Source organism: Actinomadura graeca, from assembly GCF_019175365.1.
GTDB lineage: Bacteria > Actinomycetota > Actinomycetes > Streptosporangiales > Streptosporangiaceae > Spirillospora > Spirillospora graeca.
Genome location: NZ_CP059572.1, coordinates 7,704,073 through 7,723,583, shown reverse-complemented (window position 1 = coordinate 7,723,583; position 19,511 = coordinate 7,704,073). Strand labels below are relative to the sequence as shown.

Genomic DNA, 19,511 nt, shown 5'->3' with positions numbered 1-19,511 from the left:
GCATGCCGTCCACGCTACCGTCAGATACCGCGCATGCGCAGTACGTGCAGGGCGAGGGTGAGGTTGAGCCGCAGATGCGCGTCCTCGGTGAACGCTCCGAGCATCCGTTCCAGTTTCCCGATGCGGTAGCGCAGGGTGTTGTAGTGGAAGTGGAGCCGGCGCGCCGTCTCGGCGACGTTGAGGTTGGTCTCCAGCAGCACCTGGAGGGTGCGGCGCAGGTCGACCAGCTCCGGCTCGTCGTCGGTGGCGAGGTCGCCCAGCGTCTCGCGGACGAAGGCGTGCAGCTCGTCCGGATCCGACACCAGGCTCAGCAGCCGGTAGACGCCGAGCTGGTCGAAGTGCGCGCGGGCGCCGGCGCCGTGCAGCTGGCGGCCCACCCGGACGGCCTTGACGGCCTGCTCGTACGCCTCCGGCAGCGCCGCCGGGGTCGTGACCGTGCGGCTGATCCCGGTGGAGAACGTCCGACGTACCGCCAGGTGCTCGGCGAACACCGACGCCGCCTCCTTGACCATCGCCTGGACCGGTCCCGACGACAGTTCCGCGGGGTCCCCGCCGTCCGCGCCGATGATCGCGACCACCTCGTGGGCGAAGCTCGCGACCGCCGCGCCCTTGTCGTGGCGGCGGACGGCCGTGGTCCACGCGGCGGCCAGCCGCTCCTGCGCGGAACGCTCCTCCGCGCCGCGGACGCCGCGCGTCCCGGGATCGGGTTCGGCGCCGCGGCGGCGCCCGTCGCGCGCCGCCGGGCGCCCCTCGGGGGACTCGGCGGGCGGCGGGACGACGCCGCGGGGACGCCCGTCCAGCTCGGCCACGAGCACCACCACCGGGCGGTCCAGGTCCCAGCCGAACCCGTCGCAGTGCGCGACGACACGGTCGTCGTCACCGGCGCGCCCGGCGAGGATGTCGCGCAGGAAGTCGGCGCGGTACTTGCTCTCCACCGCCGCGACGGCCTGCTGCTTGGTCACCACGAGCGCGGCCACCGTGGCGGCACGCTCCAGGATGCCGAGGTCGGTGCCGCGCAGGTTCCCCGCGGGGCTGAACGCGATGATGCGCCCGTGGTCGAAGCCGCCCGCGACGACCGGCACGACCAGGTGGTCGGAGGTGCCGTGCGCGCCGGTGATGCCGCAGCCGCCGCGCCCGCACGCCGTGTGCCGGCCCGCGTCGAACGCGCGCATCGCCTGGACGTGCTCCTCGGGGCCGGCACCCGCCAGCACCCGCTGCTCGCCGTCCAGCACGACGACCGCGACGTCCAGCAGCGTCGCGACCTCGTCCACGACCTCCTGGAGGCCGCCGCCGCACAGCACGATCTGGACCAGCGCCCGGTGCACCTCCTCGGTGCGCGCGAGCACGGCCGCCTGCCGGTTGAGGATGTCGGTCAGGACCTGGTTGAGGATGTCGTCGAAGCCGACGTCGTTCGGGAGCAGGATCAGGGGGAAGCCGCGACGATCGGCCTGGGCGATCATCTCGGCGGGGAGCGATTCCAGGTAGCGGCCCAGTTTGATGGCCAGGGCCGCGAGGCCGCGCTCGTCCAGGTCCGCGACCAGGTTGTCGAGCGACTGGGGGGTGTTGCGCAGGGGGTAGCCGGTGGTGAGGAGCAGTTCGTTCGGCTTCACCCAGGACAGGATGTCGGGGACCTCCATCACGTTGAGGCGCTGGACGATCCGGTCGAGTCCGGCCCGTCCGGCGATGAGGCGCGCGCCGTTGAGGGTGCTGACGCCCAGGACCTCGCCGACCGACAGGCCGTAGGTCAGTGTTCCGGTGCTCGCGAGCCTGAGGGCCGGTGGGCCCGGGTCCGCAGTGGTGTAACTCATGCCAGGGGTCACCTCGCCTTTTGGTGCGTACATCGCCCAGGGAGGCGAGATCGCTACCGCTTTCTGATCAAGCCTGACAATAAAGACGAACGATGACAACCAGTCTTGGCACCTTTTCCCATACGTCCGCCGCGCGGCCTGGATCTACCGTCTCGGCAGGGGCCGGACCGTCCACGGGGCGAGACAACCGACACCGGCCCCGGGAGGATCCGTGACTGCCCTCGTGCGCGAACCGATCCCGCTGGGCGCGGGGGCGCGGCCCCAGACGGCCGGTGCCGCCAGCCTGGCGCTGCGCCCGCTGCTCGACCCGCCGCGCCGCGCCGCGCGCGTCCTCGCGGTGTTCCCGTCGGCGCTGTACCTGGAGATGCGCGGCGAGCGGGAGCCGCGGGTGCTGGCCGTCGTCGGCTCCGACGCGAACCGGCTGCCGAACGCGGTGGTGGTCGTCGCCGCCCGCCGCGACCAGCCGTTCCGCTCCGTCCGCGAGGGCGGCGAGGCGTGGGTCGGCGACGGGCGCGTGGACGTCGGGCTGCTCAGCGTGCGGGTCCGCCGCTGGTGGGACCCCTCCCCCGTGCTCGGCGCGATGCCGCCGTCCGCGCTGGCCCGCGGGGTGCGCGCCCTGGAGACCGCGCTCGGCGCCGCCGGGATGACCGGCGGCGGCCTGGCGGGCCACCCCGATCCGGTGCGCCTCGCCGAGTGCTGCGCCGTCGGCGACCTCGCGGGGGCGGTGGAGGCCGCCGAGCGCATCGTCGGCCTCGGCCCGGGGCTGACGCCGAGCGGTGACGACATCCTGTCCGGGCTGCTGGTCGCGCTGCGGCTGGTCGGCGGCGCCGTCCGCGACGGCGGCGCGGCGGTGCGGCTCGCCGACTGGCTCGGCGCCGCCGTCACCGCGGACGCCGGGACCCGCACCACCGCGCTCGCCGCGACGCTGCTGCACTGCGCGGCCGCGGGCGGCGCCGGCGGCGAGGTCGCCGCCGTCCTGCGGTCGGTCGCGGGCCACGAGCAGGCGGCCCCCGCCGTCCGCCGGCTGCTCGCGGTGGGCCACACCTCCGGCGCCGACCTGGCATGGGGCGTCCTCGCCGGCTGCCGCGCCGCCCTCGCCCTCACCGTCCCCGCCCGGCACGCCAGGAGGGTGACAGCATGAGGCTCCGCGGGGAACACAGCATGAGCGGGCCGGAGGGGCGCGGCGCGGCCTGGACTGAGGAGCGAGGAACGAGCGACGAGGGAAGGCCGCGCCTCAAGGCGCCCCGCAGGCTCCGCGGGGAACACAGCATGAGCGAGGAGTGCGGTGGGGGCGGCCTGTGAGGGAGCGATGCCGGTGAGGCACTGGGTCGAGGTGCGGCGGGGGGCCTACCGCGATTCGGTGACGCTGATGCGGGTGTCGCGCCTGGTGTCCGCGCGGGACGGTGTGGACGGCGCGATGGCCGCGATGGGCACCCCGCTCAACGCCGGGGTGCTGGAGCGCATGGGCTTCACCGTCCCGGACGGGGCGGGCGCCGGTGACCTGGTCGTCGCGATCCGCGCGGAGGACGACGATGCCCTGGAGGGCGCGCGCGAGGCGCTGGAGGGGCTGCTGCGCGAGGAGGCCCGTGCCCCGGAGGGCGGCGGGCTCCTCGGCGCGCCGCCCGCGCCGCGGACGATGGCGTCGGCGGCGGCCCGCGGGGACGCGGGCGTCGCGCTGCTGTCGGTGCCCGGCCCGCACGTGTTCCCCGAGGCGATGGACGCGCTGGACGCGGGCCTCAACGTGATGATCTTCAGTGACAACGTGCCGCCGACGCAGGAGATCGCGCTGAAGGAGGCGGCGGCGCGGCGCGGGCTGATCGTGATGGGGCCGGACTGCGGCACCGCGTCGGTCGGCGGCGTCGGGCTCGGGTTCGCCAACGCGGTGCGGCCGGGGCCGGTCGGGATCGTCGCGGCGTCCGGGACGGGCGCGCAGCAGCTGATGTGCCTGCTGGACGCGGCGGGCGCCGGGGTGAGCCACGTCCTCGGCGTCGGCGGGCGGGACCTGTCGGCGCGGGTGAGCGGCCGCTCGGCGCTGTCGGCGCTCGCGGCGCTGGACGCCGATCCCGGCACCGGGCTGATCGTGCTGGTGTCCAAGCCGCCCGCGCCGCAGGTCGCGGACCTGATCCGGGAGGCGGCACGGCGGCTGGACACGCCCGTGCTGTTCGCGCTGCCGGTGCCGGGCGAGGACGACCTGACCCGCACGGCGGAGAAGGCGCTGACGGCGCTCGGCCTGAAGGTGCCGGAGTGGCCGCGCTGGCCCGCGGAGCGCCGTCCCGCGCCGCGGCGGGGCACGGCGCTGCGGGGGCTGTTCGCGGGCGGGACGCTGTGCGACGAGGCCGAGGTGATCGCGCGGGAGGCGCTCGGCTGGGACCTGGAGGCGCGCGGCCACGCCTTCACCGACTTCGGCGCCGACGCCTACACCCGGGGACGCGCCCACCCGATGATCGACCCGACGCTGCGGCTGGAGGCGCTCGCGGGGGCGGCGGCCGATCCCGCGACGGGCGTCCTGCTGGTGGACGTGGTGCTCGGCTTCGGCGCGGAGGACGATCCGGCCGCGGCGCTGGCACCGGTGCTCGCCGCGGCCCTGAGGGACCGTTCCGAGCTGGCCGCCGTGGTGTCGCTGTGCGGGACGCCCGCCGACCCGCAGGACCGCGACCGGCAGGCGGCGGCGCTGCGGGACGCGGGCGCCGACGTGTTCGCGTCCAACGCGCAGGCGGCGCGGCACGCGGCCCGGCTGGCGGGGGCCGCGGGGCGGGACGGGGCGGGCCACGCGGAGGAGGCGCCGTGACGGGCGGCGAGGCGCGGCCTCCCCTCGGCGGGCTGCTGGCGCGCGAGCCGCGGGTGGTGACCGCGGGCGTGGAGGTGCTGGCGGACGCGCTGGCGCGGCAGGCGGTGCCGGTGGAGGCGGTCGACTGGAGGCCGCCGCCGCCCGGGACGGAGGCGGCGCTCGCCGCGGTGCTCGGCGCCCCCGGCCACGCGGAGGCCAACGCCCGCGCCGTGGAGCGGATGGTGACCGCGCGCCCGCATCTGGTGGACGTGCGGCCCGCGCGGGAGGTGCTCGGGCTGGAGCCCGGCGCGTTCCTGCACGCCGGGCCGCCGCTGGAGTGGGAGCGGGCGTCCGGGCCGATGCGCGGCGCGCTGATCGGCGCGATGCTCCTGGAGGGCTTGGCGGAGACGCCGCCCGGGGCGGAGCGGGAGCTGGCGCGGGGCGGCGTGACGTTCGAGCCGTGCCACCACCACGGCGCGGTCGGGCCGATGGCGGGGGTGGTGAGCCCCTCCATGTGGATGCTGGTCGTCGAGGACGCCGAGCATGGCGGCACGTCCTACTGCTCGCTGAACGAGGGCCTCGGGAAGGTCCTGCGGTACGGGGCGTACGGGCCGGAGGTGATCGCGCGGCTGGCGTGGATGGGCGAGGTGCTCGGCCCGGCGCTGCGGGCGGCGGTGCGGGCGCACGGGCCGCTGGACCTGCTGTCGATCATCGCGCAGGCGCTCCAGATGGGCGACGAGCTGCACAACCGGAACCGGGCGGCGACGTCGCTGCTGCTGCGCGAGCTGGCGCCCGACCTCGCCGCCGCGTCCGAGGTGCCCCGCGAGCGGGCCGCCGAGGCGCTGAGGTTCGCGGCGGGCAACGACCACTTCTTCCTGAACGCGGGGATGGCGGCGGCGAAGGCGGCGGCGGACGCGGCGCGCGGCGTCCCCGGCTCCAGCCTGGTGGTGGCGATGGCCCGCAACGGCACCGACTTCGGCATCCAGGTGTCGGGGACGGGCGACCGCTGGTTCACCGGCCCCGCCGGCGTGCCCGACGGCCTCTACCTGGGCGACCACGGCCCGGCGGACGCCAATCCCGACATCGGCGACTCGGCCATCACCGAGACCGCCGGGATGGGCGGGTTCGCGCTCGCCGCGGCGCCGGCGATCGTCCGGTTCGTCGGCGGCGAGGTGCCCGACGCGGTGGCGGCGACGCAGCGGATGTACGAGATCACGCTCGCCGAGCACCCGGCGCTGCGGATCCCGCTGCTGTCGTTCCGCGGCACGCCCGTGGGCGTGGACGTGACCCGCGTCGTCCGCACCGGGATCCTGCCGGTGATCGACACGGGCATCGCCGGGCGGGAGGCCGGCACGGGCCAGGTCGGCGCGGGGCTCGTCGAGCCGCCGGGGGGCATCTTCACGGACGCGCTGCACGCGCTGGCCGAGACGGTGTGAGGACGCCCGGCCGGGGGGTACGTCGCGCACATGGCCGAACCGGATCGACCGCGGCCGGTACGCCTGCCGGGGCCGGGTCTACCGGCTCGACGTGTCGGAGCCGGACAAGGACTGCGCCGTCCATGGCCTGGTGCGCTGATCGCCCCGGACGGCCGATGTCAGGCGAGACGGCCCGCGATACGCGTGAGCAGGGCCGTCAGCAGGGCCAGGTCATCGCGTCCGACGGTGGCGCCGAGGCGGTCCCACTCGGCCTGGACGGCGCCGGAGAGCGTCTCGTGCGTCTCGCGTCCGCGCGGGGTCAGCAGGACCAGGACGCGGCGGCGGTCGGCGTCGTCCACGCGGCGGTGCACGCGGTTGGCGGAGACCATCCGGTCGATCAGCTTGGTCAGGGTGGGGGCCGGGAGCATCGCGTACTCGGCGATCTCCGTCATGGCGTGCCCGCGCCCGTCGGCCAGCAGCGAGAGCACGCGCCACTCGTCCACGCCGCAGCCGGCGGTGTCGAGTACCTCGTTCAGCCGTGCCACGACACGCCTTTCGGCGAGCGCCAGGAGCTGGGACAAGTCCCTTTCACGGCTTTCGGTGCTTATTGCCTCCATCGATGTCACAGGGTACCGTTCACAGACGATTTATTCACCTCTCACCCATTCGGACCAAGCGATGGTCACGTCGGTCGGACGCCCGGGGACGCTCACGATCGCGCTGGTGATACCGCTGCAGGGTCCCGCGGGGATCTTCGGTCCCTCGTGCGAGCTGTGCGCGCTGCTGGCCGCTGAGGAGGTCAACCAGGAGCGCGGCGTGCTCGGCCGCGAGGTGCGGTTCACCGTGGTGGACGGCGGCGCCGCGCCGGGCCGGGTCGCGGCCGAGGTCGACCGCCTGGTCTCCTCCGGCGCGGTCCAGGCCGTCACCGGCTGGCACATCTCCGCCGTGCGCGAGGTGCTCGCGCCCACCATCGCGGGCCGGGTGCCCTACGTCTACACGCCCCTCTACGAGGGCGGGGAGCGCGCGCCCTGGGTGTTCCTCACCGGCGAGACGCCGGGCCGCCAGCTCCGCCCGGCGCTGCGCTGGTTCGCCGGCGAGCTGGGCGTGCGGCGGTGGGCGATCGTCGGGGACGACTACGTCTGGCCGCGGCTCACCGCGGGCGCGATCCGCGGCTACCTGGACGGGCTCGGCGGCGAGGTGTGCGCGGAGTTCTTCGTCGGGCTCGGCACCCAGGACTTCCGCGGCGTGCTGCGGAGGCTGGCGCGCAGCGACTGCGACGGCGTGCTGATGCTGCTGGTCGGCGACGACGCCGTCGCGTTCAACCGGGCGTTCGCGCGCGCCGGCCTCGACCGCGACCAGGTCCGGTTCAGCCCGCTGATGGACGAGAACATGCTGCTGGCGACCGGTGCCGACAACACCCGCGGGCTGTTCGCCGCGGCGGGCTACTTCGAGTCGCTGCCGACCGCCGGCGGGCTGGACTTCGGCGCCCGCTACCACGGCCGCTTCGGCCCCGACGCGCCCGTCCTCAACAGCCTCGGCGAGTCCTGCTACGAGGGCGTGCGGCTGTTCGCCGAGCTGGCGCGCCGGGCGCAGAGCCTGGACGCGCGCCGGATGAGCACCGTCTCGGACGGGCTCGGCTACGACGGCCCGCGCGGGCCCGTCGAGCTCCGCGACCGGCACCTGCGGCAGCGGGTCTTCCTCGCCGCCGCCGACGGCCTGGAGTTCGACGTCATCCACCGCCTGTAACCGCCGCCCGCGCGCACGATCCGGCCTCCCGGACGGCGCGCCGGCGGCGCGGCGACCGCCGCCACCGCGGCGCTGTGACAGGTCTCTACCTGTGCGTACACCTCATCCGTCAGCCAAACCGGCCATTGACAGGTACTTCCGCACGAAATAGTTTCTGTAGGAAGTAATTCGGCTGGGAGGCCCGTCATGGTGACGTACCGATACCGCTGCTCCGGCTGCGGCCCCTTCGATCTCACGCTTCCGATGGGCCACGCCGGCCCCGAGCGCCCCTGTACGGAATGCGGCGGCGACGCGCGCAGGGTCTTCACGGCCCCGTCCCTCGGCCGCCCGGGCGACCCGCTGACCCGGGCCCTGGACGCGCAGGCGGCGTCCGCCCACGAACCCCGGGTCGTGTCCCGCCCGGCGCAGGCGCCCGCGCGGCCCGCGCCACCGCGGGACCCCCGCCACGCCAAGCTGCCGCGGCCCTAGGCGGGGGGCCGGTCATGGGAAACGTGGGCCTGCTGTACGTCGGCGCCGTCCTGTTCGTCAACGCCCTGATGCTGCTCGGCCGCGTCGAGGCGCGGGCGGCGGCGGTGCTCAACCTGTTCGTCGGGACCATGCAGGTCATCCTGCCCACGCTGCTGCTGGTGAGGGCGGGCGACGACCTCGCCGCGATCACCGCGGCCGCGGGCGTCTACCTGTTCGGGTTCACCTACCTCTACGTCGGCATCGGCCTGCTCGCCGGGCTCGACACCACCGGGGTGGGCTGGTTCTCGCTGTTCGTGTCCATCGCGGCGATCGTCTTCTCCGCGATCAACTTCTTCGATCTCAAGGACCACCCGTTCGGGGTCATCTGGCTCTGCTGGTCGTTCCTGTGGTTCCTGTTCTTCCTGCTCCTCGGCCTCAAACGCGAGGAGCTCACCCGCTACACCGGCTGGGTCACGCTCGTCCTGGCCTGGGGCACCTGCGTCCTGCCGGCGTTCCTGCTGCTGACCGACCACTACTCCACCTCGGCGGCGTTCGCCGTCACCATCGCCGCCTGCGCCGTGGTCGCCTTCGCGGTCCTGTGGCTCGTCACGGGCCCGCGGCGCACGCCCGAGCAGCCGTCCCCCGCCACCTGAACCGAGCACGCCCACGCATCGCAACGGAGGAACTGATGCCCGAAGTAGTGTTCAGCGTCGACCAGGCCCGGTCCATGCGCGACCAGGCCCACCCCGGCCACAACCGGTGGCACCCCGGCATCCCCGCGGCGGCGACCGTCCGCCCGGGCGCGGAGTTCCGCGTCGAGTGCCGCGAGTGGACCGACGGCCAGATCGGCAACAACGACTCGGCCAACGACGTCCGCGACGTCGACCTGTCGCCCTGTCACATGCTCAGCGGCCCGATCGCCGTGGAGGGCGCCGAGCCCGGCGACCTGCTGGTGGTCGACATCCTCGACATCGGCCCCGTGCCGCAGGAGACCGGCCCGTTCCCCGGCCAGGGCTGGGGGTACACGGGGATCTTCGCCAAGCAGAACGGCGGCGGCTTCCTCACCGATTACTACCCGGACGCCTACAAGGCGATCTGGGACTTCCACGGCCAGCAGGCGACGTCCCGCCACATCCCGGGCGTGCGCTTCACGGGCATCACCCACCCGGGCCTGTTCGGCACCGCCCCGTCACCCGATCTCCTGGCCCGCTGGAACCGGCGGGAGCAGGCGCTCATCGACACCGACCCGGGCCGGGTCCCGCCGCTGGCGCTGCCGCCGCTGCCGGAGGGCGTGCTGGCCGGGACGCTCAGCGGCGACGAGCTGGCCACGGTCGGACGCGAGGGCGCCCGCACCGTGCCGCCCCGCGAGAACGGCGGGAACCACGACATCAAGAACTTCACCCGCGGCGCGCGCGTGTTCTACCCGGTGCACGTCGACGGCGGCCTGCTGTCGGGCGGCGACCTGCACTTCAGCCAGGGCGACGGTGAGATCACCTTCTGCGGCGCGATCGAGATGGGCGGGTTCATCGACTTCCACGTCGACCTGATCAAGGGCGGCATGGAGAAGTACGGCGTCACCAACAACCCGGTCTTCATGCCCGGCAACGTCGAGCCCCGGTACTCCGAGTTCGTGTCGTTCATCGGCATCTCGGTCGACCACGACAGCGACACCAACCTGTACAACGACGCGACCGTCGCCTACCGCAACGCCTGCCTCAACGCCATCGAGTACCTCAAGAAGTTCGGCTACAGCGGCGAGCAGGCGTACCTGCTGCTCGGCGCCGCGCCGATCGAGGGCCGGGTCAGCGGCGTGGTCGACATCCCCAACGCCTGCTGCTCGCTCTACCTGCCCACCGAGATCTTCGACTTCGACATCCGCCCGACCGCGGACGGGCCGCGCCGGGCCGACCGCGGCAGCTGCGCGGTCTCGTCCTGACCGAGCCGAACCGACCGCGCCGACTGACCGAGCCGGACTGACCGAGCCGGACTGACCGGATCGGCCCGACCGCGCCGGGCCGGCCACGCCGTCGTGATCCGACGCCCTTTGCAGGCGGCCTTCCCCGCACTCGGCACGGGAAGGCCGCCGTGTCCCACAAGCCTGGCCCGGGAGGTGAACCCTCCCGGGCCAGGCTCATGCGAGAAGGTCCCAGGCGGCTTCGCAGGCGACGGCGTCGTGCATCCGGTCGTCTCAGAGGGCCGACCGTCCTCCGGAGCCCCGCCGAACGGGTTCCCCCCACCCCGTGACATGGGGGATCATGGTGGGGTGAACCTCAGCGTCTCCTCGTTCGACGACCTTTCCGCGCGCATCGCCGCCGCCCGCGCCGAGCACGGCGAGCGCCGCCCGGGGCCCGCCGAGGGCCGCCAGCCGGTGCACACGGTGTACGTCCCGGCCGACCGGTTCTCCCGGTCGACGCCCGCCGACTTCGGCGCCGAGGCGCTGCGCCTGCTGAACACCCACACGCCCGGCGCGGGCTCGTTCGGCGCGGCCTTCGGGCTGGACCCGGAGATCGCCGCCCCCGTCCGGGAGCGGGTCGCGGCGAAGCTGGCGGCCGAGCCGGTCGAGGACGTGCGGATCGACTTCGAGGACGGCTACGGCGTGCGCTCCGACGAGGAGGAGGACGCGCACATCGCCCAGGTCGTCGAGGCCGTCGCCGCCGCGTACCAGGTCAAGGGCCTCCCCCACTACTGGGGCGTGCGGATCAAGTCGTTCGCCGACGGCGGCCACGACCGCGCGATGCGGACGCTGGACGGGTTCCTCACCTCGCTGCGCGACCGGCTGGGACGGCTGCCCGGCGGGTTCACCATCACCTTCCCCAAGGTGGTCACGGCCGGGCACGTCACGCTGTTCACCGAGTACCTGGAACGGCTGGAGACCGCGCTCGGGCTGCCGTCCGGCATCCTGCGGTTCGAGGTCCAGGTGGAGACCCCCGAGGCGGTCATCGACCCGGAGGGCCGGGCGGCGCTGCCCGCGATCGTCTCCGCCGCCGCGGGCCGGCTCACCGCCGCGCACTTCGGCGTCTTCGACTACACCGCCGCGCTCGGGCTGCCCCCGGACGAGCAGCGCCTCGACCACCCGGCCTGCGACTTCGCCCGCCACGTCATGCAGGTCTCGCTCGCCGGCACCGGCGTCCGCCTCTCCGACGGCTCGACCAACGTGATCCCCCGCAACGACGGCCCGGACGAGGTCAACGCCGCCTGGGCGGTGCACGCCGCGCACGTCCGGCACTCGCTGCGGCACGGCTTCTACCAGGGCTGGGACCTGCACCCCGCGCACCTGCCGAGCCGGTACGCCGCCGTCTACGCATTCCACCTGAGCGGCGTCGACGACGTGATCGGCCGCGTCCGGGCCTGGCACGAGCACGCGGTCCGCCCGGGGGGCGGCGTCCTGGACGAGCCCGCCACGGTCTCCGCGCTGGTGGCCCGGCTCCGCCGCGCGGTCGACTGCGGCGCCCTGGACGAGAGCGTCCTGCCCGCGTCCCAGCCCGGCTGAGCGTCCCCGCACCCTCCGGCGGCCGCCTCCGGCGGTTGCCGGTGAGCGCACACTCGGCTAGATTGAGTGAGTACTCACTCAATGGAGGGATCATGGCAACGGGAACGGCGGAGGAGCAGCAGGTGCGGACGGCCGGCGAACGCTGGGCGGACGCCGAACGGCGGATGGACACCGGAGCGCTGGCGGACCTGCTCGACGAGGACTTCCGCGGCGTCGGCCCGGTGGGCTTCGTCCTCACCAAGGAGCAGTGGCTGGCCCGGTACGAGGGGGGCCTGTCCATCACCGGGTTCGACTGGCGGGACGTCGGCGTTCGCGTCTTCGGCGCGACCGCCGTCGCCATCGGCACCCAGGTGCAGGAGGCGACCTATCAGGACCACCCGTCGTCGGGCAGGTTCCGCGTGACGCAGGTCCTCGTGCGCCGCGACGGCGCCTGGCGCGTCGCCGGCGTCCACCTCTCACCCCAGCAGGCGCCCTAACCGGGACGGCCCGCCCGTGCGGGCACCGTCACCGGGCCAGGCACCGTCACCGGGCCCCGTCGCGGCGGGTGAGCGCGGCGAGGTCCTCCGGGGTGTCGATGTCGGCCGGGGACGCCACGTCGTCGCACGGCACGCCGGTGACGAGGTCCGGATGCGCGCGCAGGAAGGCCCGCGCGCCCCGGTCGCCCTCCGCCGCCGCCGCGACGTCCGCGAAGTGCGCGGACCGCAGCAGCACGGGGTTGCGCGGGGCGCCGCCGTAGGTCGCCGCGGCGATCCCGGCGCCCGCCTCGTACGCGGCGATCAGCCGGGCGGCCGCCGCCGCGGTGACCAGGGGCTGGTCGACGAGCGCGACGACCACGGCCGGGCAGCCGGGCGGCAGCGCGGCGAGACCGGCCCGCAGGGACGAGCCCATCCCGTCCCGCCAGCCCGGGTTCGGGACGACGACGGCGCCGATCACCTCGACCTGCGCGGCGCCCGCCACCACGAGCACCGGGGAGCAGCCCGCGTCCCGCAGCATCCGCACGCCCCGGTCGACCAGGCGCTCGCCGTCCAGCTCCAGCAGCGCCTTCGGGCGGCCGAACCGGCGGCCCTCCCCCGCGGCCAGGAGCAGGCCGGCCGGGGGCTCCGCCCCGTGGGGGCCCAAACCGTGCCGGCTCATCCGGTGCCGCGCCCTCTCCCGCCGTGCTGGGTCATCAGGCGAGGGTAACCCCGTCAGCCCGGCCCGGCGTGGATCCTGCCGGTGGTGTCGGTGAGCGGGCGCCCCGAGCCGCCCCAGCGGAGCTGGACGAGCTCGGCGGCGATCGACACGGCCGTCTCCTCGGGCGTCCGGGCGCCGAGGTCGAGCCCGATGGGCGAGCGCAGCCGCGCCAGCTCCGGCTCGGCCAGCCCCGCCTCGCGGAGCCGGGCCAGCCGGTCGTCGTGGGTGCGGCGCGAGCCCATGGCGCCGACGTACCCGGCGCCGGCGCGGAGGGCCACCTCCAGCAGCGGCACATCGAACTTGGGGTCGTGGGTGAGGACGCAGATGGCGGTGCGCCCGTCGATGACGGTGCCGGGGTCCTCCAGGAACTTGTGCGGCCACCGCACCACGACCTCGTCGGCGTCGGGGAAGCGCTTGGGGGTGGCGAAGACGGGCCGGGCGTCGCAGACCGTCACGTGGTAGCCGAGGAACTTGCCGATCCGCGCGACGGCGGCCGCGAAGTCGATCGCGCCGAACACCAGCAGCCGCGGCGGCGGCGCGAAGGAGTGCACGAACACGGCCAGCTCGTCCAGCCGCCGCTCCCCCTCGGGGCCGTAGTGCCGCTGCCCGGTGAGCCCCTGGGCGAGCATGCCGCGCGCGTCGTCGTCGACGGCGGCGTCCAGGCGGGCCGCGTACGGGGCGCCGGGCGCGAGCGTCCCGGACGCCCGGTCGTCCCACACCACCCGCCGCGCGCCGATCCGGCCGGGGCCGGCGACGACCGTGGCGACGGCGACCGGCTCGCGCGCCCTGATCGAGGCGGCGACCTCGCCGAACTCCGGGAACGTCGCGGGCCCGACCGGCTCCACCAGCACGTCCAGGATGCCGCCGCAGGTCAGTCCCACGGCGAACGCGTCGTCGTCGGTGACCCCGTAGCGCTGGACGACCGGCTCGCCGCTCTCCAGCACCGACCGCGCCAGCTCGTACACCGCGCCCTCGACGCAGCCGCCGGACACGCTGCCCGCCACCTCGCCGCCCGCCGACACCGCCATCGCGGCGCCCGGCGGCCGGGGCGCGCTCCTGAAGGTGTTCACGACGGTCGCCAGGCCGAACGCCTCCCCCGCCGCGTACCACCCGGCGATGTCCTCCAGCACGTCACGCATGCGCGTCTCCCCTTCCGGCGCCCGCCACCAGGCGCGCGAGATCCTCCAGTGCGGCGAGGCTGTGCCCGGACGTGAAGTCGTCGACGTGCGGGAGGGCCGCGGCCATGCCCGCCGCCAGCGGCTCGTAGCCGGGCCGCGCCTTGTGCGGGTTGGCCCACACCACCCGGTGCGCGAGCCGTCCCAGCCGCGCCATCTGCTCCCCGAGCAGGGCCGCGTCGCCGCGCTCCCAGCCGTCCGACGCGATCACGACGACGGCCCCGCGGGCCAGGCCGCGCTGCCCGAACCGGTCGAGGAACTCCTTGAGCTCCTCGCCGAGCCGGGTGCCGCCGCTCCAGTCCGGGACGGCCTCCGACGCCGCCGCCATCGCCGTGTCCGGGTCCCGGTGCCGCAGCTCGCGGGTGAGCCGGGTCAGCCGCGTCCCCGCGCTGAACACCTCCACGGCCCGCCCGCCGGAGCGGGCGGCGGCGTGCGCGAACCGCAGCAGGGCGTCGGCGTAGGGGCCCATCGACCCGCTGACGTCGACGATCAGCACGACGCGGCGGGGCCGGGTGCGGTGCGCCCGGTGCCGCAGCAGCGCGGTCTCGCCGCCGCGGCGGAGCGTCTCCCGGACGGTCCGGCCGGGGTCGAGGCGCCCGGCGGGCGCCGGCGCGAACCGGCGGGAGCGGCGCCGCTCGGCGCCCGCGTCCATCAGCGCGATGAGACGGGCGACCTCGGCGCGCTCGGCGGCGGTGAGCCGCGCGACGTCGCGCTCGCGCAGGACCTCGGCCGCGGACGCCGCGGCGGCCTCAGGCGCGCCGGGCTCACCGGACGCGCCGTCCGGGGCGCCCGGCAGGGCCGTCCGGCGCACCACGGCGGGCGGCGGCCTGCGTCCCGGGCGGGCCGTCGCGCCGGAGAAGTAGGCGGCGAAGCAGCGGTCGTAGCGGGCGAGGTCGCCGGGGTCGGCGCACAGCGTCAGCCGCCCCGCCCAGTACACCGCGGACGGGTCCAGGACGTCGAGGTGGTCGAGCGCGGCCAGCATCGCCTGGACGCGCTCGGGCCCGGCCGTGCCGCCCGCCGCGCGCACCGTCCGCGCGAATCCGACCATGGTCTCGGTGACGTCCCGCATCGCCTCACCCGCCATCGAGCAGGGCTTCCAGGCCGCCGGCGAGCACGCGCTGCTGGTCCTCGCGGTACTTCAGGACGGCGCCGAGGGTGACCGCGGCCGTGCCCGGGTCCAGTTCGCGGGCGCCGAGCGCGACCAGCGCGCCGGTCCAGTCCAGGGTCTCGGCGACGCCGGGCGGCTTGAGCAGGTCGCGCTCGCGGAGCCGCTGCGCGGCGCGGGCGACCTGCCCGGCCAGCCGCCCGGCCGCGCCGGGCAGTCGCCGCCGGATGATCGCCACCTCCCGCTCGAACGAGGGGTGCTCCAGCCAGTGGTAGAGGCAGCGCCGCTTGAGCGCGTCGTGCACCTCGCGGGTGCGGTTGGACGTGACGACCACGACGGGCGGCCGCTCCGCGCGGATCGTGCCGAGCTCGGGGACGGTGATCGTGAAGTCGCTGAGGACCTCCAGGAGGAACGCCTCGAACTCGTCGTCGGCACGGTCCAGCTCGTCGACGAGCAGGACGCTCGGGGTGGTCTCCAGGGCCCGCAGCAGCGGCCTGGCCAGCAGGAACCGCCGGTCGTACAGCTCGCCCTCCAGCCGGGCCACGTCGGCGACGCCCGCGGCCTCGGCGGCGCGCAGGTGCAGCAGCTGGCGGGGGAAGTCCCAGTCGTAGAGCGCCTGGGAGGCGTCCAGGCCCTCGTAGCACTGAAGCCGGATCAGCGGCGCGCCGAGCACCCGCGCCAGCGTCTTGGCCAGCTCGGTCTTGCCGACCCCGGCCTCGCCCTCCAGGAACAGCGGGCGGCCCATGCGCAGCGCGAGGAAGCACGCCGTCGCGAGCCCGTCGTCGCAGAGATAGGCGTGCCGGTCCAGCAGGCCCGCCAGCTCCGCGGGCGAGGCGACCTCTTCCGCCGTCGTCGGCGCGCTCTCTCCCACGCCCCTCAGGCTACTCAGCCGGACGGTGAACTCGCATGTCAGCATATTTCAGCGTTACCCAGTAGGGAATATTGACTTTCATCCCGTCACTCACCAGCATCGTGCACATGCGATTCGGTGACCGGGACGACGCCGCCCTGACCGACGAGGCGGCCTACGAGCACGTCCGATCCATGACGCGGCGAGGTGTGCTGCGCCTGTCCGCCGGCGCCGGGCTGGGCGCCGCCATCGGAGCGGCGCCCGCCGCGGCGGGCCGGGCGCCCGCGGTGGCGGCGGCCACCACGGCCGCGGACGTGGCCGCCACGGGTATCGTCAAGCCGCTGCCGCCCGAGCTGTTCATCGAGCACGGCACCAACGCCGAGATGCGGTGGGAGGCCATGTCCGGCCAGGGCCACCTCACCCCGGCCGACCGGTTCTTCGTCCGCAACCACGTGTCCACACCGCTGATCGACCCGCGCACGTGGCGGCTCAAGCTGTGGGGCACGGGCCTGCACGGCGCCCCCGCCGAGGACCGCCCGGTCGAGTTCTCCTACGCCGACCTGCTCGGACTCCCCTCCGAGACCCTCACGGCGGCCATCGAGTGCACCGGCAACGGGCGCGGCTTCTACACCACCCAGCAGGGCCAGCAGGTGTCGGGGACGCCGTGGCGGCTGGGGGCCGTGGGCGTCGCCCGCTGGCGCGGGGTGCGGCTGGCGCACGTCCTGAGGCGCGCGGGTCTCACCCGCGGGGCCGTGGACATCCTGCCCCGCGGGCTGGACGCTGACTACGTGGACAAGGGCGAGAACCTCGGCCGCGTCCGGCGCCCGCTCCCGGTCGCCAAGGCGCTCAAGGACGTGCTGCTGGCGTACGAGATGAACGGCGCGCCGCTGCCGCCCGACCACGGCTTCCCCGTCCGGCTGGTCGTCCCGTCCTGGGTCGGCATCGCGTCCGTCAAGTGGGTCGGCGACATCCAGGTCGCCGACGAGCCGCTCTTCTCACCGTGGAACACGCGCTACTACCGGCTCTTCGGCCCCGGCTACCCGCCGGAAGGCAGCGCGCCGCTCACGCGCATGAACGTCAAGGCGGCCTTCGAGCTCCCGTGGGACGGAACGCTCCAGGCCGGGCGCCGCCACGTCCTGAAGGGCCGCTCCTGGTCGGGCAACGGCCGTGTGCACCGGACCGAGGTCAGCGTGGACGGCGGCAGGTCGTGGCACCGGGCCCGCCAGCACGACGCCCACGCCGCCGACACCGGATGGGTCCGCTGGGAGTTCCCCTGGCGCCCGGACGCACCGGGCCGCCACGAGCTGCTCGCGCGGGCCACCGACGTGACCGGCGCATCCCAGCCGTCCACCGCGGCCTACAACACGCTCGGCTACCTATTCGGCGCCGTCGTCCGGCACCCGGTCACCCTCGTCTGACAGCCCGTCTGAAAGGAAACCCATGGCACTGTGGAAGCCCGACCCGACGTTCTACGCCTCGCCTCGCGACGCGGTCTCCGCCCCGCCCGAGAAGCTGGCCTACGTCGCCGCGTTCGACCGTGCCGCGGAGAAGCCCGACGCGATCGCCGTTCTGGACGTGGACCCGGACTCGGGCTCCTACGGCGACGTCGTCGGCTGGACGGAGCTGCCCTACCTCGGCGACGAGCTGCACCACTTCGGCTGGAACGCGTGCAGCAGCGCCCTGTGCCCCTACGCCCCGCACCCGCACGTCGAGCGCCGCTACCTGATCGTGCCGGGGCTGCGCTCGTCGCGGGTCTACGTCATCGACACCAAGGACGACCCGGTCACCCCCAAGATCGTCAAGATCCTGGAACCGGACGAGCTGGCCAAGCGCGCCGGGTACTCCCGCCCCCACACCGTCCACTGCGGGCCCGAGGGCCTCTACCTCACCGCGCTGGGCGGCGCGAACGGCGAGGACGGGCCCGGCGGCATCGCCCTGCTCGACCACACCTCCTTCGACGTCCTCGGCCGCTGGGAGGTCGACCGGGGGCCGCAGTACTTCGCCTACGACGCCTGGTGGCACATCGCCCACGACGTGCTCGTCACGTCGGAGTGGGGCACCCCGTCGATGATCGAGGACGGGGTCGTCGGGGAGCTGCTCCTCGGCCGCAAGTACGGGCACGCGCTGCACTTCTGGGACCTGCGCAAACGCCGCCACGTCCAGACGGTGGACCTCGGTGACGAGCACCAGATGGTCCTGGAGCTGCGGCCCGCGCACGACCCGACCAAGCAGTACGGGTTCGTGGGCGTCGTCGTCAGCGTCGAGGACCTGTCCGCGTCCGTCTGGGTCTGGCACCGGGACGGGGACGCGTGGGCGGCGAAGAAGGTCATCTCGATCCCGGCCGAGCCCGCGGACGCCGCGTCCCTGCCACCGGTGATCGCGCCGTTCGGGGCCGTCCCGCCGCTGGTCACCGACATCGACCTGTCGGTGGACGACCAGTGGCTGTACGTCTCCTGCTGGGGCACGGGCGAGCTGAGGCGCTACGACGTCAGCGACCCCTTCCACCCGGTCGAGGCCGGCTCGGTGCGCCTCGGCGGCATCACCGGCCGCGTCCCGCACCCGGCCGCGCCGGACCTGCCCCTCGCGGGCGGCCCGCAGATGGTCGAGGTCAGCCGCGACGGCAGGCGCGTCTACGTCACGAACTCCCTGTACGGCGCCTGGGACGACCAGTTCTACCCCGACGGCGTCGGCGCCTGGATGGCCAAGCTCGACTCCTCTGCCGACGACCGCGGCCCCGGCGGGTTCACGCTGGACGAGCGGTTCTTCCCGAACGGCGACGCCTTCCGGGGCCGCCGCCCGCACCAGACGCGCCTCCAGGGCGGCGACGCGTCCTCCGACTCCTACTGCTATCCGTGACCGACGGCTCGCTCGCCGCCCTCGTCGCCCTGGGCGCCTTCCACGGCCTCAACCCCGCCATGGGCTGGCTGTTCGCGGTGGCCCGCGGCCTCCAGGAGCGCAGCAGGGCCCTCGTCCTGCAGTCGCTCCCGGCCATCGCCGCGGGCCACGCCGCCTCGGTCGGCACGGTCGCCGTGCTCGTCGCACTGACCCGCTCGGTGGTCGCGACGCGGATCCTGGCCGCGGCGGGCGGCGTCCTGCTCGTCGGCTTCGGCCTCTGGCGGCTGCTGTCGTCCCGCCACTTCCGGTGGGTCGGCATGCGGATCTCGCTGTGGCAGCTCGCCGGATGGTCGTTCCTGATGTCGTCGGTGCACGGCGCGGGGCTGATGCTCCTGCCCGTCCTCACGTCCCCGGGGACGGCCCCGGCGGGCCACGACCACGGCCTGTCCTCGTCGGGGAGCGCGCTGACCACCGGGTTCTTCGTGACGGCCGTCCACACCCTGGCGATGTTCGCCGTGGCGGGCGCCGTCGCCGTCGCCGTGTACGAGATCGTCGGGCTGGCGGTCCTGCGCCGCGCCTGGTTCAACCTGGACCGCCTCTGGGCCGCCGCGCTCATCGGCGCGGGCACCTTCACCCTGCTGACCGCCGTGTGATCGCGAACCGGTTGCGGCGCCCCCGCCGTGCTGGGAGCCTCGTGGGG

At 75.0% G+C, this 19,511-nt stretch carries 18 protein-coding genes; 12 read left to right on the top strand and 6 right to left on the bottom strand.

Features of this window, described 5'->3' with window-relative positions:
• Window positions 1-20: 20 nt before the first annotated feature.
• The gene (locus AGRA3207_RS34405) at window positions 21-1,808 is read right to left on the bottom strand and encodes a PucR family transcriptional regulator (protein ID WP_231331383.1); all 1,788 of its coding nucleotides are present in this window, start codon (window positions 1,806-1,808) and stop codon (window positions 21-23) included.
• Between the two features lie 211 nt (window positions 1,809-2,019).
• Between AGRA3207_RS34405 and AGRA3207_RS34400 the strand changes: the two genes are divergently transcribed.
• From AGRA3207_RS34400 to AGRA3207_RS34390, 3 genes are all read left to right on the top strand, one after another.
• Complete coding sequence (locus tag AGRA3207_RS34400) at window positions 2,020-2,949, top strand: oxamate carbamoyltransferase subunit AllH family protein (protein ID WP_231331381.1); 930 nt, start codon at window positions 2,020-2,022, stop codon at window positions 2,947-2,949.
• 174 nt (window positions 2,950-3,123) lie between these two features.
• Window positions 3,124-4,596, top strand: a complete 1,473-nt coding sequence (locus AGRA3207_RS34395; RefSeq protein ID WP_231331379.1) for an FdrA family protein — start codon at window positions 3,124-3,126, stop codon at window positions 4,594-4,596.
• Entirely contained in the window at window positions 4,593-6,011 is a 1,419-nt protein-coding gene (locus tag AGRA3207_RS34390) for a YlbE family protein (RefSeq protein WP_231331377.1), read from the top strand. The genes AGRA3207_RS34395 and AGRA3207_RS34390 overlap by 4 nt, the downstream gene beginning before the upstream one ends.
• Window positions 6,012-6,169: 158 nt before the next feature.
• Here AGRA3207_RS34390 and AGRA3207_RS34385 read toward each other — a convergent pair whose 3' ends face one another.
• Window positions 6,170-6,571, bottom strand: coding sequence for a MarR family winged helix-turn-helix transcriptional regulator (locus AGRA3207_RS34385; protein WP_231331375.1), 402 nt, complete (start codon window positions 6,569-6,571; stop codon window positions 6,170-6,172).
• A 97-nt stretch (window positions 6,572-6,668) separates the two neighbouring features.
• Between AGRA3207_RS34385 and AGRA3207_RS34380 the strand changes: the two genes are divergently transcribed.
• The 6 genes from AGRA3207_RS34380 to AGRA3207_RS34355 all read left to right on the top strand — a co-directional run bounded on the left by AGRA3207_RS34380 (window position 6,669) and on the right by AGRA3207_RS34355 (window position 12,149).
• Complete coding sequence (locus AGRA3207_RS34380) at window positions 6,669-7,736, top strand: substrate-binding domain-containing protein (RefSeq protein WP_231331373.1); 1,068 nt, start codon at window positions 6,669-6,671, stop codon at window positions 7,734-7,736.
• A 186-nt stretch (window positions 7,737-7,922) separates the two neighbouring features.
• Window positions 7,923-8,204, top strand: a complete 282-nt coding sequence (locus AGRA3207_RS34375) for an FmdB family zinc ribbon protein (RefSeq protein ID WP_231331371.1) — start codon at window positions 7,923-7,925, stop codon at window positions 8,202-8,204.
• Between the two features lie 14 nt (window positions 8,205-8,218).
• Window positions 8,219-8,836 carry an AmiS/UreI family transporter gene (locus tag AGRA3207_RS34370; protein WP_231331370.1) on the top strand — a complete coding sequence of 206 codons (618 nt, stop codon included), beginning with the start codon at window positions 8,219-8,221 and terminating at the stop codon, window positions 8,834-8,836.
• Window positions 8,837-8,871: 35 nt separating this feature from the next.
• Window positions 8,872-10,119 (top strand): formamidase, encoded by a 1,248-nt coding sequence (fmdA, locus tag AGRA3207_RS34365; protein WP_231331369.1) that lies wholly within the window; start codon window positions 8,872-8,874, stop codon window positions 10,117-10,119.
• Window positions 10,120-10,446: 327 nt separating this feature from the next.
• Entirely contained in the window at window positions 10,447-11,673 is a 1,227-nt protein-coding gene (locus tag AGRA3207_RS34360; RefSeq protein ID WP_231331368.1) for a DUF6986 family protein, read from the top strand.
• A gap of 92 nt (window positions 11,674-11,765) precedes the next feature.
• Window positions 11,766-12,149 (top strand): nuclear transport factor 2 family protein, encoded by a 384-nt coding sequence (locus AGRA3207_RS34355; protein WP_231331367.1) that lies wholly within the window; start codon window positions 11,766-11,768, stop codon window positions 12,147-12,149.
• A gap of 46 nt (window positions 12,150-12,195) precedes the next feature.
• Here AGRA3207_RS34355 and AGRA3207_RS34350 read toward each other — a convergent pair whose 3' ends face one another.
• The 4 genes from AGRA3207_RS34350 to AGRA3207_RS34335 form a co-directional block, all read right to left on the bottom strand.
• Complete coding sequence (locus AGRA3207_RS34350) at window positions 12,196-12,792, bottom strand: nucleotidyltransferase family protein (protein WP_231331365.1); 597 nt, start codon at window positions 12,790-12,792, stop codon at window positions 12,196-12,198.
• A gap of 68 nt (window positions 12,793-12,860) precedes the next feature.
• Window positions 12,861-13,985, bottom strand: a complete 1,125-nt coding sequence (locus AGRA3207_RS34345) for an XdhC family protein (protein ID WP_231331362.1) — start codon at window positions 13,983-13,985, stop codon at window positions 12,861-12,863.
• On the bottom strand, window positions 13,978-15,090 hold the full coding sequence (locus tag AGRA3207_RS34340) for a vWA domain-containing protein (protein WP_231331360.1): 1,113 nt from the start codon (window positions 15,088-15,090) through the stop codon (window positions 13,978-13,980). Before AGRA3207_RS34340 ends, AGRA3207_RS34345 begins: the two co-directional genes overlap by 8 nt.
• A gap of 4 nt (window positions 15,091-15,094) precedes the next feature.
• On the bottom strand, window positions 15,095-15,997 hold the full coding sequence (locus tag AGRA3207_RS34335) for an AAA family ATPase (RefSeq protein WP_231331358.1): 903 nt from the start codon (window positions 15,995-15,997) through the stop codon (window positions 15,095-15,097).
• Window positions 15,998-16,104: 107 nt separating this feature from the next.
• Here AGRA3207_RS34335 and AGRA3207_RS34330 point away from each other — a divergent pair, with 107 nt between their 5' ends.
• From AGRA3207_RS34330 to AGRA3207_RS34320, 3 genes are read left to right on the top strand one after another with little or no spacing between them, the layout of a single operon-like run.
• Window positions 16,105-17,394, top strand: a complete 1,290-nt coding sequence (locus AGRA3207_RS34330; protein ID WP_231331356.1) for a sulfite oxidase — start codon at window positions 16,105-16,107, stop codon at window positions 17,392-17,394.
• 22 nt (window positions 17,395-17,416) lie between these two features.
• Window positions 17,417-18,832 (top strand): selenium-binding family protein, encoded by a 1,416-nt coding sequence (locus AGRA3207_RS34325; protein WP_231331354.1) that lies wholly within the window; start codon window positions 17,417-17,419, stop codon window positions 18,830-18,832.
• Window positions 18,829-19,464, top strand: coding sequence for a hypothetical protein (locus AGRA3207_RS34320; RefSeq protein WP_231331352.1), 636 nt, complete (start codon window positions 18,829-18,831; stop codon window positions 19,462-19,464). The genes AGRA3207_RS34325 and AGRA3207_RS34320 overlap by 4 nt, the downstream gene beginning before the upstream one ends.
• Window positions 19,465-19,511: the final 47 nt, after the last annotated feature.